General features: G+C 65.4%; 22 protein-coding genes. 10 read left to right on the forward strand and 12 right to left on the reverse strand.

Going from position 1 to position 26,042, the window contains the following annotated elements:
• The first annotated feature begins 7 nt into the window (after window positions 1-7).
• From A6745_RS18145 to tnpC, 4 genes are all read left to right on the forward strand, one after another.
• Window positions 8-919 carry a LysR family transcriptional regulator gene (locus A6745_RS18145; protein ID WP_066130178.1) on the forward strand — a complete coding sequence of 304 codons (912 nt, stop codon included), beginning with the start codon at window positions 8-10 and terminating at the stop codon, window positions 917-919.
• 213 nt (window positions 920-1,132) lie between these two features.
• Entirely contained in the window at window positions 1,133-1,471 is a 339-nt protein-coding gene (gene tnpA, locus A6745_RS18150) for an IS66-like element accessory protein TnpA (protein WP_066130182.1), read from the forward strand.
• Window positions 1,459-1,803 (forward strand): IS66 family insertion sequence element accessory protein TnpB, encoded by a 345-nt coding sequence (gene tnpB / locus A6745_RS18155; RefSeq protein WP_082853131.1) that lies wholly within the window; start codon window positions 1,459-1,461, stop codon window positions 1,801-1,803. The genes tnpA and tnpB overlap by 13 nt, the downstream gene beginning before the upstream one ends.
• Before the next feature lie 62 nt (window positions 1,804-1,865).
• Entirely contained in the window at window positions 1,866-3,437 is a 1,572-nt protein-coding gene (tnpC, locus tag A6745_RS18160) for an IS66 family transposase (RefSeq protein WP_066130185.1), read from the forward strand.
• A 122-nt stretch (window positions 3,438-3,559) separates the two neighbouring features.
• Here the strand turns inward: tnpC and A6745_RS18165 are convergent, their stop codons facing one another.
• The 5 genes from A6745_RS18165 to guaB form a co-directional block, all read right to left on the reverse strand.
• On the reverse strand, window positions 3,560-4,216 hold the full coding sequence (locus tag A6745_RS18165; protein ID WP_066130188.1) for a nucleotidyl transferase AbiEii/AbiGii toxin family protein: 657 nt from the start codon (window positions 4,214-4,216) through the stop codon (window positions 3,560-3,562).
• Window positions 4,213-4,704 carry a helix-turn-helix domain-containing protein gene (locus tag A6745_RS18170; protein WP_066130191.1) on the reverse strand — a complete coding sequence of 164 codons (492 nt, stop codon included), beginning with the start codon at window positions 4,702-4,704 and terminating at the stop codon, window positions 4,213-4,215. Before A6745_RS18170 ends, A6745_RS18165 begins: the two co-directional genes overlap by 4 nt.
• Window positions 4,705-4,926: 222 nt before the next feature.
• On the reverse strand, window positions 4,927-5,715 hold the full coding sequence (locus A6745_RS27965; RefSeq protein WP_082853132.1) for a hypothetical protein: 789 nt from the start codon (window positions 5,713-5,715) through the stop codon (window positions 4,927-4,929).
• A gap of 93 nt (window positions 5,716-5,808) precedes the next feature.
• Window positions 5,809-7,401, reverse strand: coding sequence for a glutamine-hydrolyzing GMP synthase (gene guaA, locus A6745_RS18175; protein WP_066130194.1), 1,593 nt, complete (start codon window positions 7,399-7,401; stop codon window positions 5,809-5,811).
• Between the two features lie 86 nt (window positions 7,402-7,487).
• On the reverse strand, window positions 7,488-8,948 hold the full coding sequence (gene guaB, locus A6745_RS18180; protein WP_066130195.1) for an IMP dehydrogenase: 1,461 nt from the start codon (window positions 8,946-8,948) through the stop codon (window positions 7,488-7,490).
• A gap of 222 nt (window positions 8,949-9,170) precedes the next feature.
• Between guaB and A6745_RS18185 the strand changes: the two genes are divergently transcribed.
• Window positions 9,171-10,022 carry a class I SAM-dependent methyltransferase gene (locus A6745_RS18185; protein ID WP_066130197.1) on the forward strand — a complete coding sequence of 284 codons (852 nt, stop codon included), beginning with the start codon at window positions 9,171-9,173 and terminating at the stop codon, window positions 10,020-10,022.
• 201 nt (window positions 10,023-10,223) lie between these two features.
• A complete protein-coding gene (locus tag A6745_RS18190; RefSeq protein WP_066130199.1) occupies window positions 10,224-10,457 on the forward strand; it encodes a hypothetical protein in 234 nt (77 codons plus the stop codon).
• Window positions 10,458-10,480: 23 nt separating this feature from the next.
• Here the strand turns inward: A6745_RS18190 and A6745_RS18195 are convergent, their stop codons facing one another.
• The gene (locus A6745_RS18195; protein ID WP_156513436.1) at window positions 10,481-11,044 is read right to left on the reverse strand and encodes a DUF1415 domain-containing protein; all 564 of its coding nucleotides are present in this window, start codon (window positions 11,042-11,044) and stop codon (window positions 10,481-10,483) included.
• A gap of 33 nt (window positions 11,045-11,077) precedes the next feature.
• The gene (locus A6745_RS18200) at window positions 11,078-12,544 is read right to left on the reverse strand and encodes a M20 family metallopeptidase (RefSeq protein WP_066130200.1); all 1,467 of its coding nucleotides are present in this window, start codon (window positions 12,542-12,544) and stop codon (window positions 11,078-11,080) included.
• Window positions 12,545-12,674: 130 nt separating this feature from the next.
• Here A6745_RS18200 and A6745_RS18205 point away from each other — a divergent pair, with 130 nt between their 5' ends.
• Window positions 12,675-13,838, forward strand: a complete 1,164-nt coding sequence (locus tag A6745_RS18205) for an esterase-like activity of phytase family protein (protein WP_066131362.1) — start codon at window positions 12,675-12,677, stop codon at window positions 13,836-13,838.
• Window positions 13,839-14,272: 434 nt separating this feature from the next.
• Here the strand turns inward: A6745_RS18205 and purL are convergent, their stop codons facing one another.
• Complete coding sequence (gene purL, locus A6745_RS18210) at window positions 14,273-18,328, reverse strand: phosphoribosylformylglycinamidine synthase (RefSeq protein WP_066131363.1); 4,056 nt, start codon at window positions 18,326-18,328, stop codon at window positions 14,273-14,275.
• 926 nt (window positions 18,329-19,254) lie between these two features.
• Between purL and A6745_RS18215 the strand changes: the two genes are divergently transcribed.
• The 3 genes from A6745_RS18215 to A6745_RS18225 all read left to right on the forward strand — a co-directional run bounded on the left by A6745_RS18215 (window position 19,255) and on the right by A6745_RS18225 (window position 22,181).
• Window positions 19,255-19,788: a TRAP transporter small permease gene (locus A6745_RS18215; protein WP_156513437.1), complete on the forward strand. Its 534-nt coding sequence runs from the start codon at window positions 19,255-19,257 to the stop codon at window positions 19,786-19,788.
• Window positions 19,785-21,083, forward strand: coding sequence for a TRAP transporter large permease (locus tag A6745_RS18220; protein WP_066130202.1), 1,299 nt, complete (start codon window positions 19,785-19,787; stop codon window positions 21,081-21,083). Before A6745_RS18215 ends, A6745_RS18220 begins: the two co-directional genes overlap by 4 nt.
• Window positions 21,084-21,149: 66 nt before the next feature.
• Window positions 21,150-22,181: a DctP family TRAP transporter solute-binding subunit gene (locus tag A6745_RS18225; RefSeq protein WP_066130203.1), complete on the forward strand. Its 1,032-nt coding sequence runs from the start codon at window positions 21,150-21,152 to the stop codon at window positions 22,179-22,181.
• Window positions 22,182-22,331: 150 nt separating this feature from the next.
• Here the strand turns inward: A6745_RS18225 and A6745_RS18230 are convergent, their stop codons facing one another.
• The 4 genes from A6745_RS18230 to A6745_RS18245 all read right to left on the reverse strand — a co-directional run bounded on the left by A6745_RS18230 (window position 22,332) and on the right by A6745_RS18245 (window position 25,927).
• Window positions 22,332-23,111, reverse strand: coding sequence for an alpha/beta fold hydrolase (locus A6745_RS18230; protein ID WP_066130205.1), 780 nt, complete (start codon window positions 23,109-23,111; stop codon window positions 22,332-22,334).
• A gap of 145 nt (window positions 23,112-23,256) precedes the next feature.
• Window positions 23,257-23,808: a transcription elongation factor GreB gene (gene greB, locus A6745_RS18235; RefSeq protein ID WP_066130207.1), complete on the reverse strand. Its 552-nt coding sequence runs from the start codon at window positions 23,806-23,808 to the stop codon at window positions 23,257-23,259.
• A 142-nt stretch (window positions 23,809-23,950) separates the two neighbouring features.
• The gene (locus A6745_RS18240; RefSeq protein ID WP_066130209.1) at window positions 23,951-24,796 is read right to left on the reverse strand and encodes a 3',5'-nucleoside bisphosphate phosphatase; all 846 of its coding nucleotides are present in this window, start codon (window positions 24,794-24,796) and stop codon (window positions 23,951-23,953) included.
• Window positions 24,797-24,946: 150 nt separating this feature from the next.
• A complete protein-coding gene (locus A6745_RS18245; RefSeq protein WP_066130211.1) occupies window positions 24,947-25,927 on the reverse strand; it encodes a Bug family tripartite tricarboxylate transporter substrate binding protein in 981 nt (326 codons plus the stop codon).
• Window positions 25,928-26,042 lie beyond the last annotated feature (115 nt).

Consider the following 26,042-nt stretch of genomic DNA (forward strand, 5'->3'; position numbering starts at 1 on the left):
AGGGGTGATGAGTTTCGATGGGCGATTGCTGTCAGGAATGAGCGTGCTGGCTGCCGTGGTGGAGGCAGGCAGCTTCAGCCGCGCGGGCGAGGTGCTGGGGCTGTCGGCTTCAGGGGTGAGCCGGTCGATCTCCCGGCTGGAAGAAAGACTGGGAGTGCGGCTGCTGGATCGCACGACGCGCACCCTGCACCTGACGAGCGACGGGAAAAGTCTGTATGAACGCGCCGCGCCGCACCTGGAAGGCATCGAGGAAGCGGCCAGCTACGTGTCCGGCGCCGCCGTCACGGTGCGCGGGACATTGCGGGCCAGCGTCAATCCGATCTTTGCGCGATACGTCCTGGCGCCGAAGCTGCCGCTATTGCGCGAGCGTCATCCCGACCTCGAACTGACCGTGCTGCAGCAACCAGACGTTGGCGATCTGGTCACGGAAGGCATTGATGTCGCGGTGCGCTTCGGGCCGCAGCCGCCGTCAACGATGACCTCCCGGCTGCTGCTCCAGACGCGGGTACTGACGGTCGCGTCGCCGGCATATCTGGCGCGGCATGGCCGGCCCAAGCGACCGGAAAAACTCGTCGATCACGAGTGCATCCAATACATCGATCCTCGGCGCGGCAAGCCATTCTCATGGGAGTTCCATCGCGGCCGGGAGGTGTTGCCGGTAGAGACGCAAGGCCATGTCACGACGACCGACGTAGACCTGATGGTTCAAGCGTGCGTGAGCGGCGCTGGTGTTGCCCAGGTGCTTGCCCTCAATGTCTCGCACCTGATGGCCAGCGGGGCGCTGATCGAGTTGTTCCCCGAGTGGTCAGGCGAGACTTATCCGTTGTATGTCACTCGCCCATCACGGCGACTGGCGCCCGCGGCAGTCGAAGCCTTCCTGGATTTCTGCACGGAAATCTGCGCGGACTTCGAGAGTTGACCGTGCGGATAAGGAAAGAACACCGACCACATGGCCCCCACTACTTGGGAGGCCGACATTCTAAAAATCCGCGCATTCGAAATGATCAAAAGCGCGGGCTTAAGGTTAGCGCGGCTTATGGAGCGATTTGCGCGGCGTCGGTAAGCGCCCGGCGAACACATATTGAGCGCGTGCGTTGTCCTCGATAGTGTCCACCACTTTTAGGTGGACACCATGTCGAAGACAGAATTAGCACCGGTGCCTAAGCGCCGGTCTTATCCGAAGGCGCTGAAGGCGCAGATCGTGGCCGAGTGCAGGCAGCCGGGGATATCCATCGCCGGGGTAGCGCTGTCGCACGGCGTGAACGCGAACCTGGTGCATAAATGGATCCGCCAGGCCGAGCGGCAGATCGGTTTGGTGTCAACGTTCGTGCCGGTTGCGTTGCCCGCGGTGTCTTCGGCGGGTCGTCATATCGAGATCCGCTTGTCGCGCGGCCCCGTGCAAGCGACGGTGCAATGGCCCGTGAGCGAGGCGGGTGCCTGCGTGGCGTGGCTACGTGAGTGGCTGCGGTGATCCGTGTCGATGCGATCTGGCTGGCCACTGAGCCGCTGGACATGCGTGCGGGCACCGAGACGGCACTGGCGCGGGTAGTCGCGGTGTTCGGCGCGGCGCGCCCGCATCACGCCTATTGCTTCGCCAACCGGCGGGCCAACCGCATGAAGGTGCTCGTGCATGACGGGATCGGCGTGTGGTTGGCCGCGCGCCGGCTCAACCGCGGCAAGTTCACGTGGGCCCAGGCCATCCATGGCCCGCATATGGCGCTGGACGGTGATCAGTGGCAGGCGCTGGTGCTGGGCTTGCCCTGGCAGCACGTGGGTGCGGCCGGTGCGATCTCTGTGCTGTAGCGCCTTGCAATCGGGCAAGACGCCAATACCGCCGCTACGCGCCCTGCGGCATACTGGCGGGCATGAGTACCGCTTCCCTGGATCACCTTGACGCGCAGCAACTGCGGGCGTTGGCCGAACGCCTGATGGGCGAGATGGCCGTGCGCGACGAGCAACTCGCGAAGTACGATGCGCAGATCGCCAAGCACGACCAGGTTCTGCACTTCAAAGACACACACATCGAGCAGCTCAAGCAGGAACTGGCGCTGTACAAGCGCTGGCGGTACGGCAAGCGCAGCGAGCAACTTAACCCGGCGCAGGCGAGCCTGCTGGAAGAGACGATGGATGCCGACATGGCCGCCATCGAAGAGGAAGTCGAGGCGCTGAGCCAGGCGATCTCGCCCAAGCCAGCCGAACCGCAGGCGCCGCGCCGCAGGCGGCTGCCGCCCGAGTTGCCGCGTACCGACATCCATCACGAACCGGCGTCCACGACGTGCCGCTGTGGCTGCGGCCTGAAGCGCATCGGCGAGGACGTCAGCGAGAAGCTGGACTACCTGCCTGGTGTCTTCTCGGTCGAGCGCCACATCCGAGGTAAATGGGTGTGCGAGCAGTGCGAGACGCTCACGCAGGCGCCGGTACCCGCGCAGGTCATCGACAAGGGCATCCCGACAGCGGGGCTCCTGGCGCAGGTGCTGGTGGCCAAGTTCGCCGACCACCTTCCGCTATACCGCCAGGAAGGCATCTTTGCACGGGCTGGCCTGGCGCTGCCGCGTTCGACGCTGGGCGAGTGGGTCGGCGTGTGCGGGCTGCGGTTGCAGCCGCTGGTCGATGCACTCAAGGCCGAGGTGCTGGGCAAACCGGTGCTGCATGCCGACGAGACACCGGTGCAGATGCTCAAGCCGGGCGCGGGCAAGACGCACCGCGCCTACTTGTGGGCGTACACACCGACCTCTTACGACGACCTGCGCGCAGTGCTCTATGACTTCGCGCCCAGCCGGGCCGGCGAGCATTGCCGCACGTTCCTGGAGGACTGGCGCGGCAAGCTGGTGACCGATGACTATGCCGGCTACAAGGCGGGGTTCGCCGCTGGGATCACGGAGCTGGGCTGCATGGCGCACGCCAGGCGCAAGTTCCACGACCTGCATGCGAGCAACCAGAGCCAGATCGCCACGCAGGCGCTGGAACTGTTCGGCGCCTTGTACGGCATAGAGCGGGATGTGGCCTACCTGCCTGCCGATGCGCGCAGGCAGAGACGGCAGGACCACGCCAAGCCGATCACCGAGACCTTGCATCGATGGCTGATCGCGCAACGTCAAAGGGTGCCCGACGGCTCGGGTACTGCACGTGCCATCGACTACAGCCTCAAGCGCTGGGAGGCGCTGACGCGCTATCTCGATGACGGCGACGCGCCGATCGACAACAACTGGGTCGAGAACCAGATCCGGCCCTGGGCGATCGGGCGTTCGAACTGGCTGTTCGCGGGGTCACTGCGCGGCGGGCAGCGTGCGGCCGCCATCATGAGCCTGATCCAGTCGGCGCGACTGAACGGCCACGATCCGTATGCCTATCTGAAAGACGTTCTGACCCGGCTGCCCACGCAGAAAAACCACCAGATCGCCGAACTGCTGCCGCATCGCTGGCAACCTGCTGCGTAGGCTGAACCGTCAAGGGCGTGTTCGGCAGGCGCTTACCGGCGTCGACATTTTCGAGCTTATTGTCGATCAGAACGCATCTGAGCGCGCTCCAACACGACGGGGAATGACCACATGCGAAGAGGCTACAGCTCGCCCAGAAAATCCCCGACCACGGCTACGCAATGATCGAAGCCGGGCGTGTACTCCAGCGTAGCGATGGCCTCGAACGCGGCGCGCAAGCTGGCATGCGGCGCTCGGATCTGGGACAGGAATGCCTCCCGATGGCGTAGAAGGAATGGCGTCGCTGCCAGAAGCTGCCGAGGCTCGCGCTCGATCACCAGCGCAAAGTCGAAGAGATCGCGCGCCGTGACCCGATCGCCACGGTGGTACATCTTTTTTGCAATGATTTCAGCGGCGGTCTCTACTTTCACTGCGCGACCGCCGATATCCCAGATGTCCCAAGCGTCGTCCAGAAGATTGGGCGCGGCGACGAAATCGACCTCACCTTCCTCGAACTGGAGTTTGACGAAGGCACCCGGTTGTTCGGTGTAGTCCTGCGTTAAATCCGCGGCTGTGTCGCTCAACCGCGGCGAGACAAAACCGAGGTACTGCGGGTCAGGCACGAAGATGTCGATGTCTTTGCTCAGCCGATGACAGTAGCGGAACATCAGCACCGTTCCGCCGCCCAGCGTCCAGAACGGGTCCGCGACGCCGCCATACCGACTGATCTCGTCAATCAGCGCCAGCGCCCGCGGGAACAATTTCTCCCAAGGACCTCTGGGCAGTGTTTCGGGCTTCATGCCCACAGCGTGCGACGATGCACGGACAACGATCCAGCCAACTTCGCCACATTGCGCCAGATTTGCTTTGGCGGCTGATGTGTATGCGAGGCAGCCTCCTCCACGGCCATCACGACGACAGGCACGGGCGCCTCATCCAGCAAGTGCGTCAGGTGCGGAGCAAATGAAGCAGGCACTACACCGCTCGCCAGGGCCTGCTCAAGCGTCTCGGGCGCCAGTTCTTGTGCATAGCTGACACTGGCGGTCTTGGCCGCCATCCACAGGCCGCGCTTCTTGCGCCGCGCCTGGGTATCCAGCTTCGGACTGTCGAGGCCCAACACCGCCATGACCTGACCCACCCGGTTGACGCCCAGATCGCTCAGGGTGCCGTTCTCCAGGCCGACCAGGGTCTGACGAGACAGGCCGCTGAGGTGCGCCAACTGCGCTTGGGACAAGCCCAGATCAGAGCGCCGGACCCGCACGGCATGGCCGATATCGATGAGGTTCATGGCAGATAGCAAGCAACTAAAATGTCTGATATTTTTGACATATTACCCCTAGCCTACTCTGACCAGCAAGAACCGGATCCGCCGGCCCGCCTTCAACACGCTTGATCGCCTCGATGATCTGGCTATCCGTGAACTTCGATCGCTTCATCTGTAGAACTCCTCAATGAGAGAATTCTACTTCTGACTCCCTGGGCTTGGCCGGACGCTTATCGTACGTCAGTATCAAAACAGCCGGTTCAATAAAGTGGGCTCAGACGATTTAAGTCGTTCCAGCATGTTGTTGACATAGAACATATCAGGTGAAGCATTTACTGGCAGTACGACAACTGTATAGTCCGGCTGAGCTTTATTTAACATGAATGTCACCAACCCTACCCCATGAATACTGCACAGGGACTTGAGCCGATTCATATCATCGCTGCTCGTAGAGTTTGGAACGACTATGTAGCTTCTGTGCGAAAAAAGGCGATATGCCACGGCTTGCCCAAATGCCACAACGGGCTGATTGGGCACGGCCTTGATTTCCGCAGTCACGATCTGTGGCTCAAACTTGAAAATATCCTGAGCCCGTGGCTTCAGGACGCCTATGACATCCGGCGTGCCCCATTTACCGCCAAGGCTACTTCCTCCAAGCGAAGCTGCCACGGTAGCTTCGTCATTCTCTTCAAGCCACTCGGCAAAACTGCTATAGAAGTCCTGCTCGGTAAGGGTACCTAGCTCAGGCTCATCAGCCTGAACACGAATGGTCTCCGTCTCATGCTCTTTGGCGCTAGCAATGGCATCATCCGCCTCAACGAATCTAGCTAGTTGATACGTACCCCGCGCGACCTTAACGATTTCGCGGGTACGCGTTATCAGCAGATTATGGATGCCGCCGTGAATGCTATTGCGCGGCGTGTCCGGCGCCTCTTCTCCTACTGCTCGAAGTAAATCCGACCAGCGAATTCCTTGCGGGCTGGATTCCAGCACCCGCATGGCACGCTCGTGAATCTGCTGACGATTCAGTTTCATATTTTTGTGTTTACGTACTGCGTCCCCTGGGCCTCAGGGGACGATCAATGAAAAGACGCTTCATACCTAGAAGTTGTGTTAAGAAGGCGCCTGTCACTCCCACTCAATCGTCGCCGGCGGCTTGCTCGACACGTCGTACACCACCCGATTGATCCCACGCACTTCATTGATAATCCGCGAAGACACCTTCGCCAGCAACGCATGCGGCAGCGGCGCCCAATCCGCCGTCATGAAATCGAACGTCTGCACGGCACGCAGCGCCACCACGTACTCATACGTACGCCCATCGCCCATCACCCCCACCGACTTCACCGGCAGGAACACCGCAAACGCTTGCGACGTCATGTCGTACCAGCTCTTGCCGCTGTTCTCATCGATGGTGCTGCGCAGCTCTTCGATGAAGATCGCATCCGCCCGGCGCAACAGATCAGCGAATTCCTTCTTCACTTCACCCAGGATGCGCACGCCCAACCCCGGACCCGGGAACGGATGGCGATACACCATCGACGGCGGCAGGCCCAGCGCCACGCCCAGCTCGCGCACTTCATCTTTGAACAGTTCGCGCAGCGGTTCGAGCAGCTGCAGGTTCAGCGTATCCGGCAACCCACCCACGTTGTGGTGCGACTTGATGGACGTGGCCTTGCCCGTCTTGGCGCCGGCCGATTCGATGACGTCGGGATAGATGGTGCCCTGGGCCAGCCACTTGGCGCTTTTCAGCTTGCCCGCCTCGGCCTGGAAAACCTCGACGAACTCGCGGCCGATGATCTTGCGCTTGGCTTCGGGGTCGGCCTGGCCGGCCAGCTTGCCCATGAACTGCTCGGTGGCATCGACGTGAATGATCTTCACGCCCATGTTCTCGGCGAAGGTCTGCATGACCTGCTTGCCTTCGTCCAGGCGCAACAGGCCGTGGTCGACGAACACGCAGGTGAGCTGGTCGCCGATGGCCTTGTGGATCAGCGCGGCGGCAACGGACGAGTCCACGCCCCCCGACAGGCCCAGGATGACCTCGTCGGCGCCGACCTGCTCGCGGATGCGGGCGACGGCTTCCTCGACGTAGTCGGGCATGTTCCAGTCGCCCGTGCATCCGCAGATGTCGTTGACGAAGCGGCCCAGCATCGCCTTGCCCTGGACGGTGTGCGTGACTTCGGGGTGGAACTGCACGGCATAGAAGCCGCGTTCCTCGTCGGCCATGCCGGCGATGGGGCACGACGGCGTGGAAGCCATCAGCTTGAAGCCCGGGGGCAGCTCGGTGACTTTGTCGCCGTGGCTCATCCAGACCTTCAGCATGCCGTGGCCTTCGGGCGTGGTGAAGTCGGCCAGGCCTTCCAGCAGCTTGGTGTGGCCCTGGGCGCGCACTTCGGCGTAGCCGAATTCGCGGTGATCGGAATAACTGACCTTGCCGCCCAGTTGATGCGCCATGGACTGCATGCCGTAGCAGATGCCCAGCACCGGCACGCCCAGCTCGAACACGGCGGCGGGCACGCGCAGCGAGCCTTCGTCGTAGGCCGAGGCATGGCTGCCCGACAGGATGACACCGCGCACGCCGGCTTCTTTCTGGGCACGGACGAAGTGGTCGTCCACGTCGCCAGGATGGATCTCGGAATAGACGCCGGCCTCGCGGACGCGGCGGGCGATCAACTGGGTAACTTGCGAACCGTAGTCCAGGATGAGAATGCGCTGGTGCATGGTGACTCTGCCGGTTGTAAATGAAGCGCACCGGCCAGAACGTTTGTCCTGCCGGTGCGTGGGTATTGCGTAAGGATAGACTGGGATCAGTCGGCGCGGTAGTTGGGCGCTTCCTTGGTGATCTGGACGTCGTGGACGTGCGACTCGCGGAAGCCCGCGGAAGTGATCTGCACGAACTCGCTCTTGGTGCGCATGTCGTCGATCGTGGCGCAGCCGCAGTAGCCCATGGAGGCACGGATGCCGCCGACCATCTGGTAGATGATGGCCAGCACGCTGCCCTTGTAGGGAACGCGGCCTTCGATGCCTTCGGGGACCAGCTTGTCGGCGTTGTTGGCCGGATCCTGGAAGTAGCGGTCGGCCGAGCCGTCGGCCATCGCGCCCAGGCTGCCCATGCCGCGGTACGACTTGTACGAGCGGCCCTGGAACAGCACGACTTCGCCCGGCGCCTCTTCGGTGCCGGCGAACATGCCGCCCATCATGCAGGCGGACGCGCCGGCGGCCAGGGCCTTGGCGATGTCGCCCGAGTAGCGGATGCCGCCGTCGGCGATGAGGGGAACGCCCGTGCCTTCCAGCGCGGCAGCCACGTCGGAGATGGCGGTGATCTGCGGCACGCCGACGCCGGCGACGACGCGGGTGGTGCAGATGGAGCCGGGACCGATACCGACCTTGACGCCGTCGGCGCCATGGTCAGCCAGGGCGCGCGCGGCGGCGGCGGTGGCGATGTTGCCGCCGATGACTTCGACCTTGGGGAAGTTCTGCTTGACCCAGCGCACGCGGTCGAGCACGCCCTTGGAGTGGCCGTGGGCGGTGTCGACGATGATGACGTCGACGCCGGCGGCGACCAGCTTCTCGACGCGCTCTTCGGTGCCGTCGCCCACGCCGACCGCGGCGCCGACGCGCAGCTGGCCCAGGGCGTCTTTATTGGCGACCGGGTGTTCGGTGTTCTTGACGATGTCCTTGACGGTGGCCAGGCCGCGCAGCTCGAAGGCGTCGTTGACGATGAGCACGCGCTCCAGGCGATGCTTGTGCATCAGGGCCTGGGCTTCGGTCAGCGTGGCGCCTTCCTTCATGGTGATCAGGCGTTCCTGCGGCGTCATGATGTTGCGCAGGGGCTGGTCGAGGCGGTCTTCGAAACGCAGGTCGCGGTTGGTGACGATGCCGACCAGCTTCTTGCCTTCGACGACCGGCAGGCCGGAGAAGCCATGCTGGCGCTGCAGCGCGATGGCGTCGCGAACCTTCATGTCGGGCGACACGGTGACCGGGTCGATGACGATGCCGAACTCGTGGCGCTTGACGCGGGAGACTTCACGCGCCTGGGCGTCGGCCGACAGGTTCTTGTGGATGATCCCGATGCCGCCTTCCTGCGCCATGGCGATGGCCAGGCGCGCCTCGGTCACCGTGTCCATTGCGGCGGACACGAGCGGAATATTGAGGGTGATGTTGCGGGTGAGATGGGTAACGAGGGAGGTGTCGCGCGGCAACACCTCGGAGTAAGCAGGCACCAGCAACACATCGTCGAAGGTGAGCGCTTGTTGGACGAGACGCATGGGGAACTCCGGGCGCAAAGCAGGATTATACGCCTTGGCGATGTTTTTTCTAGGTGTTCTCCCTAGGATCAACAGGGGTGTTGCCCGGATTGCGTCGAAATGTTGGCGGGACGCATCAGGCTGACGGGCGCGTGGACGCCCTCCTCATGCGCGGCGGCCGGATCGGCCCGGTTACACTGCCAGCTTTACGCGCCCGCGCGGCGCCCCGCGTTGCGTCCCCCGATGTCTTCCGATACCCATGAAATCCGCCCTGGCCAGTCCGTCGAACTGCTGAAGGCGCTGCACATCCTGACGCGCGACGGCAAGATGAACCAGGACAGCCGCCGCAAGCTCAAGCAGGTCTATCACCTGTTCCAGTTCATCGAACCGCTGCTGAAGGAAGTCAAGGACGCACAGGGCGCCGTCAGCCTGGTGGACCATGGCGCGGGCAAGTCGTACCTGGGCTTCATCCTGTACGACCTGTTCTTCAAGGATCTGCACGACGATTCGCACATCTACGGCATCGAAACGCGCGACGAACTGGTGCGGCGCTCGTGCGAGCTGGCCGATCGGCTGGGCTTCGGCGGCATGTCGTTCCTGAATCTGTCGGTGGCGGACTCGATCGAGTCGAAAGCCCTGCCCGCCAGGATAGACGTGGTGACCGCCCTGCACGCCTGCGACACGGCCACCGACGACGCCCTGCGTTTCGCGCTGAAGAAGCAGGCGCGCCATATCGTGGTGGTGCCGTGCTGCCAGGCCGAAGTGGCGGGCGTGCTGCGCCGGCACAAGCAGGCGGCGCTGGCCGATCCGCTGGCCGAGATCTGGCGCCATCCGCTGCATACCCGCGAGTTCGGCAGCCAGATCACCAACGTGCTGCGCTGCCTGCAACTGGAAGCGCACGGCTACCAGGTCACCGTGACCGAACTGGTGGGCTGGGAGCACTCGATGAAGAACGAGCTGATCGTGGCGCAGTACAAGGCGGACCGCCCGCGCCGCAAGCCGGCCGAACGGCTGGCGGAAATCCTGGAGCGGATCGGGCTGCAGGAATTGAAGGATCGGTTCTTCGTGCCGCAGGCGACGCCGGTAGTGTCGTGAAAGTGTCCCTGGGCCCGCTGACTGCCGCGACTATCGGCGTTACGCTGCATGCCTGCCGAATCACTTTCAGGACCTAGCCGTGCCGCGATCCTTGCCTGCCTTCGACACGCTGCACTATGCCAATCGCCTGTCCCAGGCCGGTGCCGGCGAGCAGCAAGCCCATGCCCATCCGACGCACTCGCGGAAGTCCTGGAGACCGCCATGCAAGATCTCGCCACCCACCAAGACCTCGAATCCGCCACCGCCACGTTGCGGGCTGAAACCAGGCAACTGGCAGCGGAGCTTCGCGGCGAAATGAAGCAGTTGTCGGCAGAGTTGCGCGGCGAAATGAAGCAACTATCCGCGGAGCTCCGAGGCGAACTCGGCTCGGTGCGCTGGATACCGGGCGCCCTCTGCACCGGGGTCGCTGCCCTGATCGTCAAATCGTTCATCTGACGATCAGGCGCCACGACACGCCGTCAGGCGCCCGCCATCAGCTTCTTCCACCCCTCCAGGCCCAGTTGCCGCATCGTCTCGATGTTCTTCTCGTAGATGCTTTCGGGCTCGGGGAAGGCGTCCACCGCGCGCTCGACGCTGTCTTCCCGCAGCAGGTGCAGGATCGGATACGGCGAACGGTTGGTGTAGTTCTCGATGTCGTCGACGTCGGTTTCAGCAAACTGGAACTGCGGATGGAAAGTGGCCACCTGTAGGGTGCCCACCAGGCGCATGCGCTTCAACAATCTGTCGGACAGGTCCTCGAACTCGTTGAAGTCGAGAAAGTCGTCCAACGCGTCGGGCAGGATGAGCAGCGTCGTGTCGACGGTCTCGGGGTCGGTTTCGTGCAGGCGCAGCAGTTCGTCTTCCAGGTCGGTCAGCACGCCTTCGGCGTCGACGGCCGCGCTCACGGCGTAGCGCACCTGGTCCTTCACGTACACCGCCTTGGCGAACGGACAGAGGTTCAGGCCGATCACGGCCTTCTCCAGCCAATGGCGAGTGGCGCCGGCCACCTCGCGGGCGGTCGCATCATCGGGGGGCAGGATCATGCCGGTTCCTTGGTACAGCGATTGGACACGGCATCAACCCGGCATGGCCGCCATGGTCTGCGCCACGGCCGCGGTCAGCTTCTTGCCGTAGGGCACGTGCAGGAATTCGTTGGGGCCGTGGGCATTGGAACGCGGGCCCAGCACGCCGCACACCATGAACTGCGCCTTGGGAAAGCCCTTCTGCAGCATGCTCATCAGCGGAATGGTACCGCCCTGCCCAATGTAGCCGCAGGGCGCGCCGTAGTATTGCCGCGACGCCTTGTCCAAGGCGTCGGACAGCCACTGCGCCGAGGCCGGCGCGTTCCAGCCGGTGGCCGAGCCCTCGCGGGGGTTGAAGACCACCTTGGCGTTGTAGGGGGCGTCGGCTTCCAGCAATGCCTTGATCTCTTCCGCGGCGGCCACGGCATCGACCAGCGGCGGCAGGCGCAGCGACAGCTTGAAGGCGGTGCGCGGACGCAGCACGTTGCCCGCCGACGACAGCGGCGGCAGGCCCTCGGCGCCGGTCACCGACAGCGTCGGACGCCAGGTGCGGTTCAGCAGCGCTTCTTCCGGCTCGGTGGTCATGGGCAGCACGAAGCCGCCCTCGGCGCCGCAGCTCCAGGGAAACCGCCGCCACACCTCGTCGCCCAGGATCTTGGCGGTGGCGTGCACCTGCTCGATACGGTCGGCGGGAATCTCGCAATGCAGGCTTTGCGGCAGCAGGCGCCCGGTGGCGCTGTCTTCCAGGCGGTCCAGCAGATGGCGCAGGATGCGGAACGACGACGGCACCACGCCGCTGGAATCGCCCGAATGCACGCCCTCGTCCAGCACCTGCACTTCCAGCGTGCCCGCCACCATGCCGCGCAGCGAGGTGGTCATCCACAGCTGGTCGTAGTTGCCCGCGCCCGAATCCAGGCACACCACCAGGGCCACGTTGCCCAGGCGGTCGCGCAGCGCGTCGATGTAGGGCAGCAGGTCGTAGCTGCCCGACTCTTCACAGGTCTCGATGATGCCCACGCAGCGCGGGCGCGGCACGCCCTGCTTGTCCAGCGCCATGATGGCGGTCAGCGAGGCGTAGACGGCATAGCCGTCGTCGGCGCCGCCCCGGCCATACAGCTTGCCGTTCTCGTACTTGGGCGTCCACGGGCCCAGGTCGTGGCGCCAGCCCGAGAATTCCGGCTGCTTGTCCAGGTGGCCGTACAGCAGCACGGTGTCGCCGTTGTCGGCGCGGGTGGCCGGCGCATCGAAGAAGATCACTGGCGTGCGGCCCGGCAGGCGGATCACTTCCAGCGCCAGGCCGCGCACCTTCTGCGATTCGACCCAGTGGGCCGCGTCGCGCACCACGCGGTCGATGTAGGCGTTCTTCTCCCAGTCGGCGTCGAAGGCAGGGCTTTTGGCGGGAATGGCGATGTAGTCGGTCAGCGCGGGGATGATGCGGCTGTCCCACATGTCATCGACGAAAGCCTGCAGGGATTGCGGGTCGAGGGGCGGCAGGGCTTCTTCGGGAATTCGGGCGTTCATGGCGGCTCCGGCATCGTGCAAGGGCGGAAAACGGCAATTTTATTACTACGCCAGCCGCCTGGGCGGCGATGCGCACCGTCATGCGTATCGCCTATCATCGTCGGTCATCCAATCGTCTTCCGACATCGCCATGGCTTTCGTGGATCCGCGCCCGCTCGTCTCGCTTTGCCGTATCGCGGCGCTCGCTTTTACCTGTGCGCTGATCCTGCTTCCAGCCGGCGCGCAGGCCCGGCAGGCGCCGGAACGCAGCATGGGCTCGCTGCGTTTCATCGGCGAACAGCGCCTGGCCCACAAGCAGCCCTTCCAGGACACCTCGGTCGGCGGCCTGTCGGGCATCGACTACGACTCGCGCAGCGGCACCTGGGTGATGATCAGCGACGACCGCTCCGACTTCGGTCCGGCGCGCTGGTATTCGGCCTGGCTGCGCTACGACGCCCAAGGCTTCACCGGCGTCGACCTGACCGGCATGACGCCGCTGCTGCGGCCCGACCGCACGCCCTATCCCAGTCGCCTGCTGGGCGGCCGCGTGCCGGACGCGGAATCGATACGCGTCGATCCGCTGGATTGCACCCTGTGGTACGCCAGCGAGGGCGACCGGCTGCTGGGCCTGGATCCGGCAGTGCGCCACGTCGCCCGCGACGGCAGCCTGCTGGCGGAGCTGCCCACGCCGCCCATGTTCCAGACGCATCTGTTCGGCAGCGAGGGCACGCGCAACAACCTGTCGTTCGAAGGGCTGGCGTTCGCGCCCGATGGCCAGTCGCTGTGGGTGGGCATGGAGGGCCCGATCTTCGCGGACGGCGAACCGCCCACCCCCGAACGCGGCGCGCTGGCGCGCCTCACGCAGTACGACCGCACGGGCAAGGTGTTGCGGCAAGTGGCCTATCCGGTGGATCCGATTCCCGCGCGGCCTGGGCGCGGCAAGTACGCGGACAACGGCGTGTCGGAAATCCTGATGCAAGATGCCACGCGAATGCTGGTGCTGGAACGTTCGGGCGTGCAGGCGGCCGATGGCAGGTTCAGCAACTACATCCGGCTGTATGAAGCGGATGTTTCGCGGGCCACTGACGTGGCGGGCATGGAGTCGCTGGCCGACGCGAAGATCCAGCCCGCCGCCAAGCGGCTGGTCCTGGACTTGAACACGCTGGGGCTGTCCCGATTGGACAACATCGAGGGCATGGCCTGGGGACCGAAGCTGGCCAACGGCAATGACACCCTGGTCTTCCTGTCGGATGACAACTTCAACACCGAACAGGTCACGCTGCTGTTGGCCTTCGAGGTGATGCCCGCACGATAGCGAGTGAGGCATGCAGGACTCGTCTGGTTCGTCTCGACACGCGTGGTTGTCGCAGCATCTACGTATAGCCGGTCGGTGGGGATGAAGGCATCCATGAAGGCCCTTCGGCAGAGCCGGCGCACCATGCCGGCGTCCGCATCCCCTCTCCTTCATTCACGAGATCCGCATCACAGGCTCGACACGCGCATCACTCATATCGGACATCGCCTGCAAGCCCAAGCTGGATGCGGTCGAACGGCGGCTGGACGCACGCATCATGTCGGTGGAATGCAAGCTCGAACCGTTTCGGCGCACCAGCGAAGGCCAGTTCAACCTGTTGCGCTGGATGGTCCCGCATCCCTGATCTGTACACACCAAAAGACTGAGCCCCGCGGGCCGGACATTCGTCCGAGCCACGGGGCCTGAGTCAATCAACCGGCGGATTCGGCGCCGGCTTAACGCAGCCACACCCGTGCGTTACGGAACATGCGGATCCACGGGCTGAACTGGCCGCCGGTGTCGGCCTCGCCCCAGGTCTGCGGCGCCCACGACATCATGGCGTTGCGCGTCACGCGCTCGGGGTGAGGCATCATCACCGTGAAGCGGCCATCGGCCGTGGTCACGCTGGTCAGGCCGCCCGGGCTGCCGTTGGGATTGAAGGGATACGTTTCGGTGGCCGCGCCACGGTTGTCCACGAAGCGGGCCGCCGCCAGCACCTGCGAGGCATCGCCCTGCAGGCCGAAGTTGGCATAGCCTTCGCCATGCGCCACGGCCACCGGAATGCGCGAACCGGCCATGCCGGCGAACAGGATGGAGGGCGACTCGGCCACTTCCACCATCGACAGGCGCGCCTCGTACTTGGCCGACTGGTTGTGGGTGAAGCGCGGCCAGTGCTGCGCGCCCGGAATCATCGGGGCCAGCGCGGCCATCATCTGGCAGCCGTTGCACACGCCCAGCGCGAACGTGTCGGGCCGCGCGAAGTACGCGGCGAACTGGTCGGACAGGCGGCTGTTGAAGCGGATGGTGCGCGCCCAGCCTTCGCCGGCGCCCAGTACGTCGCCATAGCTGAAGCCGCCCACGGCCACCAGGCCATGCATGCCCGACAGGTCGATGCGGCCCGACAGCAGGTCGGTCATGTGCACGTCGATGGACTCGAAGCCCGCGGTATCGAAGGCCCAGGCGGTTTCCACCTGGCTGTTGCAACCCTGTTCGCGCAGGATCGCCACCTTGGGACGGCGGCCGGTGCTGATGAACGGCGCGGCCACGTCTTCCTGCGGGTCGAAGGACACGCGCGGCTGGAAGCCGGGATCGGCGGCGTCGTTCCACATGTCCAGCTCGGCCTGCGCGCAAGCCGGGTTGTCGCGGCGCGTCATGATGCCGTGGCTGACCTCGCTCCAGGCGCGGCCCAGTTCGGCGCGCGGGGCGCTCCAGACCTTGCGGCCGTCGCGGAAGAATTCGACGACGTCGTCGCCGTTCAGGCCGCCGATGACGTGCGAATGGGCCGACAGGCCCGCGCCGCGCAGCACCTGCATGACGGCATCGCGCTGCGACGCCGGCACCTGGATGACGGCGCCCGCTTCTTCGGAGAACAGCGCCTTGAGCGTCAGTTCGTCGCGCTGCACGGCCACCTGTTCCGGGCGGATCTTGTAGTCGCCCCAGTCGGCCGAGTTCGGATCGATGGTCAGCATGTCCAGGTTGACCGAGATGCCGGTGTGGCCGGCGAAGGCCATTTCGGTCAGGGTCGAGAACAGGCCGCCGTCGGAACGGTCGTGGTAGGCCAGCACGATGCCGGCTTCGGCCAGCGTGCGGATGGTGACGAAGAACGTGCGCAGGTCTTGCGGATGATCGATGTCCGGCACCTGTTCGCCGACCTGGCCATAGGCCTGCGCCAGGATGGAGCCTCCCATGCGGTGGCGGCCACGGCCCAGGTCGATCAGGATCAGCACGGAGTCGCCCGCGTCGGTGCGCAGTTGCGGCGTCAGGCTGGCGCGCACGTCGGCGACGGGCGCGAAGGCGGTGATGATGAGCGACACGGGGGCCACGACCTGGCGCGACTCGCCCTCTTCCTGCCACGAGGTCTTCATGGACAGGGAATCCTTGCCCACCGGAATGGACAGGCCCACGGCCTGGCACAGCTCGCTGACGGCCGACACGGTGTCGTACAGCGCCGCGTCCTGGCCCGGCACGCCGCAGGCGGCCATCCAGTTGGCGGACAGCTTGATGTCCTCGATGCGCTGCACGTCGGCCGAGGCCAGGTTGGTCAGCGCCTCGGCAACGGCCATGCGGCCCGAGGCCGGGGCGTCGATCACCGCCAGCGGCGTGCGCTCGCCCATGGACATGGCTTCGCCACGGAAGCCTTCGTAGTCGGCCAGGGTGACGGCGCAGTCGGCCACCGGCACCTGCCACGGGCCGACCATCTGGTCACGGCTGGACAGGCCACCGACGGTGCGGTCGCCGATGGTGATCAGGAAGGTCTTGTTGGCCACGGTGGGGTGGCGCAGCACGCGGTAGGCGGCTTCGGTCAGGTCGATGCCGGCGAAATCGATCGGGCCGCTGGCGCCGGGCAGGCGCTGCACGTCGCGCGTCATGCGGGGCGGCTTGCCCAGGATGACGTCGATGGGCACGTCCACCGGACGCACTTCGTCCGCGCGCGGCGGGCGGCCGGCGTCGATGCCGGGCAGGCCCTCGCCGTCGACCACGCGCAACTGGCGCTCCTCGGTAGCCACGCCCACCACCGCGAACGGGCAGCGTTCGCGGCGGGCGATGGCTTCGAAGCGCGCGAGGTCTTGCGGCAGCACCGACAGGACGTAGCGCTCTTGCGATTCGTTGCTCCAGATCTCGGCGGGCGACATGCCCGATTCTTCGACCGGCACGCGCTTCAGGTCGAACACGGCGCCACGGCCGGCGTCGTTGACCAGCTCGGGGAAGGCGTTGGACAGGCCGCCCGCACCCACGTCATGGATGGCCAGGATGGGGTTGTCGGCGCCTTGCTGCCAGCAGCGGTCGATGACTTCCTGCACGCGGCGTTCGAGCTCGGGGTTGCCGCGCTGCACCGAGTCGAAATCCAGGTCGGCCGAGTTGCTGCCCACGCCCATGCTGGACGCGGCGCTGCCTCCCATGCCGATACGCAGGCCGGGGCCGCCCAGTTGCACCAGCAGCGCGCCAGGCGGGATGATTTCTTTCCTGGTCAGGCCGGCGTCGATGGTGCCCAGGCCGCCCGCGATCATGATGGGCTTGTGGTAGCCCCAGCGCGTGCCGCCGGCCGTTTGTTCGAAGCTGCGGAAGTAGCCCAGCAGGTTCGGACGGCCGAATTCGTTGTTGAACGCGGCGCCGCCGATGGGGCCTTCGATCATGATGGACAGCGGGCTGGCGATGCGGTCGGGAATGCCGTGATGGTCGGCTTCCCAGGGCTGCGTGGCGTCGTCGAAGCGCAGGTGCGACACGGTGAAGCCCGTCAGGCCGGCCTTGGGCTTGGAGCCGCGGCCGGTGGCGCCTTCGTCGCGGATCTCGCCGCCGGCGCCCGTGGCCGCGCCGGGGTACGGCGCGATGGCGGTCGGGTGGTTGTGCGTCTCGACCTTCATCAGCGTGTGCATGGTGGCCGGACGGCGGCGGTAGGCCGCCGCCTGCGCCCCGCCCTGCCCGCCGTCGGCCGGCACGCCGGCCTCGAAGCGGTGCGCATCGCCGCCTTCCATGACGGCGGCGTTGTCGGAGTAAGCGATGACGGTGCCTTGCGGCTGCGCCTTGTGCGTGGCGCGGATCATGCCGAACAGCGTTTCGGACTGCGGCTGGCCGTCGATGACCCACTGGGCATTGAAGATCTTGTGGCGGCAGTGTTCGCTGTTGGCCTGCGCGAACATCATCAGCTCGACGTCGGTCGGGTCGCGCTTCAACGCGCCGAAGGACTCGGCCAGGTAATCGATTTCGTCTTCGGACAGCGCCAGGCCCAGGGCGGTGTTGGCCTCGACCAGCGCGGCGCGGCCTTGCGCGCCCACGGGCACGGTGCTCATGGGCTTGCCGGCAAGCGGGGTGAACAGCGCCTGGCCGTCGAAGCCGGCATCGACCACGGTTTCGGTCATGCGGTCGTGCAGGCAGGCGGCGGCGCGGGCCAGCATGTCGGCGTCGAAGGACTTGGCGCCCAACAGGCCACGCTCGGGCGTCAGCACGTAGCGGATGCCGCGCTCGATGCGGTGCACGGCGTCCAGGCCGCAGTTGTGCGCGATGTCGGTGGCCTTGCTGGCCCAGGGGGACACGGTGCCCGGGCGGGGAATGACCAGCAGTTCGAGCGGGTTCCTGGCGGCGGCGCGCTCGGCCTCGGGCGTGCCGTAGTCCAGCAGTTCGTTCAGGCGGCGCTGGGCGTCGGCATCGAGCGCGGTGTCCAGGCTGATGAAGTGTTCATAGCGGGCCGAGACGTCGGCGACCGGCAGGCCGGCCGCTTTCAATTGGGCCAGCAGACGCTCACGACGAAAGGCGGACAGGACGGAAGAACCGGGCAGATGCTGGACAAGTGACACGATGAAAGGCAACCGGGCTGAAAGATAAACCGGAATTTTACCTTTTCGTGGCAGGGGGGACTGTCTCAGTTGTCCTGCAGGTGTCTCGCTCGGGTGATGCGTGTGCTTTTCTTGCGATTTCTCGGGGGCTCTTTAGAGGAATTCTTATTTAATTCAATGATTTGGGGTCTTTAGCGCCGGGAGCACAACTGCGAATTCTCGTCCTCGCGCTGCGAGCGCAGCTTTCGCGCTCCGGGCGTGAACTCTCCGTCATGCTCCCGCCTCACGACATCTTCAATCATCGAGATTCAAACCCCTGTCTCTCTTTGAGACGCTCGCCCGCTTCTGCGAAGGTTGTCCGCTCTCCCCCCCAAACTGCTGCACCACGTTTCAACTACTAACGTGATATCCCATCACGAATGCGTTCAAGCCTGCGCAGAAAGATGAAGTACTGATGGGAGAGATAGCGCTGAATGAGATGAACAAGAGGTGGCTAGAACGGGCTTCCGGTCCAGGTCTAGGGGAATCGGAAAACAATCTCGGGTAGGTCCCGTCGCCGAATGGCGTTGCTGCGAGCCGTAGGCGTGTCGGAGAAGTCGCGCCCGGAGCGCGGAAGCGCGAGGACGAGACTTCGCAGATACGACTATGGCGTCAGAAGAACACAAATCGCCGCAAGCCCTCCGAAGCACGCCTCCTGCCCCAAGTTACAAAAAAATTCCCCGACGCATCAACACGAATGCTGCATCGCAAGAACCTTGCAGCTTCCTTTCAGCACAGCCATCTAGCCCCGGCCCTATGCCAATTCGTCGCACCGTTTATTGCCCCGCAGCATGTTGCTCCCGTCCTGCACTGCGGGAAAACACGAGGTAACGGGGCGGCGTGGCGTGGTTAGGATGCGTCCATTCTGCAGTCGCGCCCCGGCGCTTTCCACCCCCATACGTTGTCTGATGCATCCCTCTGACGATCCGGCCGAACCCGTCGAACCCATCATTGCTCCGGAGCCGGAACCGGCCGTCAAGGTGCCGCTGGCCATCGAAGACTGGCTGGCCGTGATCGTGCTGGCCGCGCTGGCACTGATTACGTTCGCCAACGTGCTGGTTCGCTACTTCACGGACCAGTCGTTCGCCTGGACCGAGGAAATCTCCATCTTCCTGTTGATCGTGCTGACCATGGCGGGCGGCGCGTCGGCGTTCGTGCGCAACCACCACATCCGCATCGAGATCCTGGCGGACAAGGGGCCCGCGCGGCGGCGGAAGCTGATGGCGCTGGCGGCCAATGGGTGTGTGCTGGGGTTCTTCATGCTGCTGACCGTGCTGTCGGCGCGGCTGGTGTACGACGAGTTCATCTACGAAGAGACCTCGCCCGCCATCGGCGTGCCGAGCTGGTGGTATTCGATCTGGATGCCCATCATGGCCGGCGCCATTTCGCTGCGCGTGCTGGGCATGCTGCGCCGCCTGCTGCGTGAGTCGGCAGCGTCATGATCGCGGGAATCCTGTTCGCCCTGTTCATCGCGCTGATGCTGATCGGCACGCCGGTGGGCGTGGCGCTGGGCATCTCGGGCACGGTGGCCATCGTGCTGTCGAACCTGGACGTGACGTGGTTCGGGCTGCTGGCCGTGCCGCAGAATTTCTACGCCGGGCTGGCCAAGTATCCCTTGCTGGCGATTCCGATGTTCGTGCTGGTGGGATCGATCTTCGACCGCTCCGGCGTGGCGCGCCGCCTGGTCGACTTCGCCATCGCCGTCGTGGGACGCGGCCCCGGCATGCTGCCGATGGTCGCCATCATGGTGGCGATGTTCCTGGGCGGCATTTCGGGATCGGGGCCGGCCTGCGCGGCCGCGGTGGGCGCGGTGATGATCGCCGCCATGTCGCGCGCGGGCTATCCCGGGTCGTTCTCGGCGGCGGTGGTGGCGGCGGGCGCGGCCACCGACATCCTGATTCCGCCGTCGGTGGCGTTCATCATCTATTCGGTGCTGGTGCCTGGGGCCTCGGTGCCCGCGCTGTTCGCGGCGGGGATGGTGCCCGGCATCCTGACGGGACTGGCGCTGATCGTGCCCGCCGTGTGGCTGGCGCGCCGCCACAAGCTGGGCACGCTGGAAGCGCACCTGCCCCGCCCGCCGTTCTGGGCCAGCCTGCGCGACGCGCTGTGGGGCCTGGCCGCGCCCGTGCTGATCCTGGGCGGCATGCGCATGGGCTGGTTCACGCCCACCGAGGCGGCCGTGGTGGCGGTGTTCTATGGCCTGTTCGTGGGCATGTGCATTCACCGCACGATCAAGGTGCGCGACCTGTTCACGATTCTGCGCGAAGCCGCCGAGCTGTCGGCCGTGATCATGATGGTGGTCACGCTGGCAGGCATCTTCGCGTGGGCGCTATCCACGCTGAGCGTGATCGACCCGATCACCCACGCCATCGTCAATTCGGGCCTGGGCGAATGGGGCGTGCTGGCGCTGATCGTGCTGCTCTTGATGACGGTGGGCATGTTCCTGGACGGCATCTCGATCTTCCTGATCTTCGTGCCGCTGCTGATGCCCATCGCCAAGGCATATGGCTGGGATCCGGTGTGGTTCGGCGTGATCCTGACCTTGAAGGTGGCCCTGGGGCAGTTCACGCCGCCCCTGGCCGTGAACCTGATGGTGTCGTGCCGCATTGCCCGCGTACCGATGGAATCGACGGTGCGCTGGGTGGTGTGGATGCTGGCGTCGATGTTCCTGGTGCTGGTCGCCGTGCTGATCTGGCCGCAGCTTGCGCTGTGGCTGCCGCACCGGCTGGGCTACTAGGGCAAGCGCAACAACAACAAGCGGACGGCCCATGGGCCACGAAACGATAAAGAGAGGAGAACGACCATGAAACTCAAGCAACTGCTGGGCGCGGCCGCCATCGCGGCGATCACTTCGCTGGGCGCCTTGCCCGCCTACGCGCAGAACTACAAGTCGGAGTACAAGCTGTCCATCGTGGTGGGCACGACCTTCCCGTGGGGCCAGGGCGCCGAGATCTGGTCGAACCTGGTGCGCGAGCGCACCGAGGGCCGCATCAACATCAAGGTCTATCCCGGCACGTCGCTGGTGCAAGGCGACCAGACGCGTGAATTCACCGCGATCCGCCAGGGCGTGATCGACATGGCCGTGGGCTCGACCATCAACTGGTCGCCGCAGATCAAGCAGTTGAACCTGTTCTCCCTGCCCTTCCTGATGCCCGACTACGCCGCCATCGACGCGCTGGTGCAGGGCGACGTGGGCAAGGAAATGTCCAAGCTGGTGGAGAAAGCCGGCGTGGTGCCGCTGGCCTGGGGCGAGAACGGCTACCGCCAACTGAGCAACTCGAAGCAGCCCATCAGCAAGCCCGCCGACATGAAGGGCATGAAGCTGCGCGTGGTCGGCTCGCCCCTGTACATCGATACCTTCACCGCCCTGGGCGCCAACCCCACGCAGATGAGCTGGGCCGATGCGCAGCCCGCGCTGGCCAGCGGCGCGGTGGACGGCCAGGAGAACCCGTTGTCCATCTACACGGGTTCGAAGCTGTACAGCGTGGGCCAGAAGTACCTGACCCTGTGGAACTACGTGGCCGACCCGCTGATCTACGTGGTCAACCGCGAGGTGTGGAATTCGTGGACGGAGAAAGACCGTGGCATCGTGCGCCAGGCCGCGCTGGATGCGGCCAAGCAGCAGATCGTCATCGCGCGCAAGGGCGTGACGCCTGAAGACTCGTCGCTGCTGAAGGAGATCGAGGGCCACGGCGTGACCGTGACCTCGCTCACGCCCGAACAGCATGCGGCCTTCGTGGCGGCGACCAAGCCCGTCTACGACAAGTGGAAGAAACAGATCGGCGAGGATCTCGTCGACATGGCCGAGAAGGCCATCGCCGCCCGCAAGAAGTAAGCGGAGAACCGGATAAGCAGCAGCCCAGGGGAGAGGGCGGCGCCAGACGCTGCCCATCGCGGGCATGGAACGTAGAGTCCTGCCCATCGGCGGGTGCCAGCCAAAAGCTGGCACCCGTTTTCTTTTGACGTGCCGGGCCACGCCAGGCCCTTACTCGCGGAAGAACGCCTGGATCAGTTCGGCGAACCGGCGCGGCTGTTCCTGCATCGGGTAATGCCCGGCATCGGCGATGACGTGCAGGCGCGCGTTCGGATGCTGCGCCATGAACGTACGCCGCATCATCTCTTCGCTCAGCCCCTTCTCCTGCCCGCCGCACACGATCAGGTAGCGTGTGGGCAGGCCGGTGACTTCATCCGCGAAGTCGGCGTGCACGAACATGTCCAGATACGGAATGCGCGACTTGGGCGCGGTCGACTTGCGGTGGCGCCGCAGCTTGGCCTCGACCAGATCGGCCGGCAGGCCCGGCGACACGAAGCCCACCAGCCGGCGGAACGCCTCGTCGTCGGTGGCGACGCTGCGGAAGAAGGCATACGACTCGGGATCCAGCTTGTTGCCCGCCGCCGAGATCGCGCAGACGGCAACGGCGCCTGCCACGCGATCCGGCGCATCGGCCGCGATGCGTTGCGTGGCCAGGCCCGTCATCGAATGGCCGACCACGTAGAAGCGCTGCCATCCCAGCCGGTCGGCCAACTCCAGGCAATCGGCGGCGATTTCCTGCACGGTGTACGAACCCGGCAGATGGAGGGACGAGCCGTAGCCGCGCAGGTCGGCGAAGACGTAGGTGAAAGCGCTGCCGTCCAGATGCGGGATGACGGCATCGTAGTTGGCGCGGTCACCGAGCCAATCGTGCAGGACCAGCACGTGCACGGGACCGCTGCCGTATTGCACGTAGCCCAGCGCGGCGGGCGCGACGGTGGAAGGCGGGTTCATTTCAGACGTTCCTTGGTATGAGGGAGGAAGTCAAAAAGAACCGCCCTCCCGGCGGACCGGGAGGGCGTCTTCAGAGGAACTCCATCGTATTGAGGCGCGGTGGCGATGTCAACGACATGGCCGCCACGCTGCGCCGCAGTAATCGTTACGAAGGGTATTGCACTTCGATGATGTCGAGCTCGTCGACGCCGCCCGGGGTGCGCAGCACGACCGTGTCGCCTTCCCTTGCCTTGGTCAGCGCGCGCGCCACCGGCGAGATCCAGCTGATGCGGCCCGCCAGCGGTTCCGCCTCGTCCACGCCGACGATGGTGACGGTATGTTCCTCGCCGGCGCGGTCGACGTACTTCACGGTGGCGCCGAAGAACACCTGGTCGCGGTTGGGCTGCAGGGCCGGGTCGACGACTTCGGCGATGTCCAGCCGCTTGGTCAGGAAGCGCATGCGGCGGTCGATCTCGCGCAGGCGTTTCTTGCCGTAGAGGTAGTCGCCGTTTTCGGAGCGGTCGCCGTTGGAGGCGGCCCAGGAGACGACCTGCACCACGGAGGGACGCTCGACGTTCATCAGGTGCGTCAGTTCATTGCGCAGGCGCTCGTAGCCCTGCGGCGTCATGTAGTTGCGCGTGCCGGCCGGCAATGCCGCGGCTTCGGGGACGTCGTCCTCGTCGTCGCGGTCGGATTCTTTGACGAAAGCCTTGTTCATGAGGAGGAATATATCGCGAGCCGTGGAGGACGGCTGGGAGCAAGTAATGGGCCTGAGGGGGGACTTGGGGTCGGGGTTGGGCTTGGGCGGATCGATCAGGCTCGATCCGCTCAAGCCAAGATCAGGCCAGGCCCGGCCTGGCCTAGACCCAGTCGTGCCAGACCGGCTTCAGGTCGAGCGGCAGCATGGGCAGCATGCCCAGGTCGGCCTTGCTTTCGCGCTCGCTGTGGAAGTCGGAGCCGCGCGACGCCAGCATGCCGTAGTGGCGCGCCACGTCGGCGTACTGGCGGGCCTCTTCGGGGGTATGGCTGCCGGTGATGACTTCGATGCCCTCGCCGCCCAGTTGCATGAACTCGTCGAAGAGTGCGCCGAATTGCACGGGGGTGTACTTGTAGCGGCCCGGGTGGGCGATGACGGCGCGGCCGCCTGCGCCCAGGATCCAGCCGACGGCTTCGGACAGCGTGGCCCATTGCATGGGGACGTGGCCGGGGCAGTCGTCGCCGAGGTATTTGTTGAAGACGGTTTGCACGTCGGGGCAGTAGCCGGCTTCGACCAGGTAGCGGGCGAAGTGCGTGCGGCTGATGAGTTCGGGGTTGCCGGCGAACGGCAGCGCGCCTTCGTAGGCGCCGGGCATGCCCATGGCGGCCAGGCGCTCGCCGATACGCTTGGCGCGCTCGGAGCGTCCCGAGCGCGTGGCGCGGAGTCCTTCGACCAAGGCGGCATTATTGGGGTCGAACCCAAGGCCCACGATATGCACGGTCTGCTTGGCCCATGTGATGGAGATTTCCGTGCCGGTGATGAAGCGCATGCCCAGGTCTTGAGCCGCCTGTGCGGCTTCGGCAAGGCCGCCGACTTCGTCGTGGTCGGTCAATGCCCAGACATCGACGCCATGGCCGTGCGCACGCGCCGCCACCTCGGCCGGCGACAGCGCGCCGTCGGAGATGGTGGAATGGCAGTGCAGGTCGAAGTTGAGCATGGCGGTATCCATGCGCACATTGTAGAGGTGGGGAGCAAGGCTAGCTACCCGACCTCAGACCCGGGACCAACTCGAACGCGAAGTTGCCGAAGGGCCTCATCCGGCGCGCGGGCGCGGCGCGTCGCCGGATCCCCCCATGATGTGCGTCCCCGCCAGGATGAATCATTGCGCCTTGATGCCCGCGCGGCGGGCGATTTCGGCCACGCGCGGCGTTTCCTTGGCGATCTCGGCAGCCACGCCCGCCCCATCCATCGACGTGGGCTCGAAGCCTGCCGCACGCAGTTGCTGCTGCGTGGCCGGGTCCGCCAGCGCCGACTTCAGGGCGCGCTGCAAGGCATCGTGCACGGGCGCGGGCACGCCACGCGGCGCGAACACCGCGATCCAGGTGTCCATGTCCACGCCGGGATAACCCGACTCGGCCACGGTCGGCACATCGGGCAAGGAGGCCGCGCGCTTGGCGGTCGTAACGGCAATGGGCTTGACCTTGCCCGCCTTGATCTGCGGGATGGCGGCCACGACGGTGTCGAACAGGATGGGCACCTGCCCGCCGATCAGGTCGGTCATGGCCGGCGAACTGCCCTTGTACGGCACGTGCGTCATGGTCGTGCCGGCGGCCTGCTGGAACATCTCGCCCACGAAGTGCGAGGTGGTGCCGACGCCGAACGAGGCATACGAGAACTTGTCGCCTTCCTTCTTCGCTTCCGCCACCAGGCCCTTCACGTCCGAGAAGGCCGTCTTGGGATTGGCCACGATGATCAGCGCCGCGCGGCCCACCATGCCCACCGGCTGGAAATCCTTGACCGGGTCGTACGGCAGCTTGTCGTAGACCGCCGGATTGACGGTGAACGTGGTGCCCGAGCTGATCAGCAAGGTATAGCCATCGGGCGCGGCCTTGGCCACGTACTGCGCCCCCAGGATGGTGCCCGCGCCGGCACGGTTCTCGACCACGATGGTCTGCTTGAGCGCTTCGCCCAGGCGCTTGGCCAGGATGCGGCCCAGCACGTCGCCCGAGCCGCCCGGCGGAAAGGGCACGACCAGTTGGATGGGACGCTCGGGATAGCCCGCGGCGGATGCGCTTGCCGCCATCATCGCCGCGCCCGTGGCCATGCACGCCAGAATGAACAGCCTGCCCTGTTTGAACATGGTTTTCCCCTTGTAGAGACTACTGCTGTCGCTGCTGAAAAATCGGTGCGGCGTGCCGGGCCGGTCCCCTGCTTTTCCGGCAATGCGTCCGCAGCCGTGAAAAACGTCAGGAAAC

Origin of the sequence: Bordetella ansorpii, from assembly GCF_900078705.1 — a bacterium.
Lineage (GTDB): Bacteria > Pseudomonadota > Gammaproteobacteria > Burkholderiales > Burkholderiaceae_B > Bordetella > Bordetella ansorpii_A.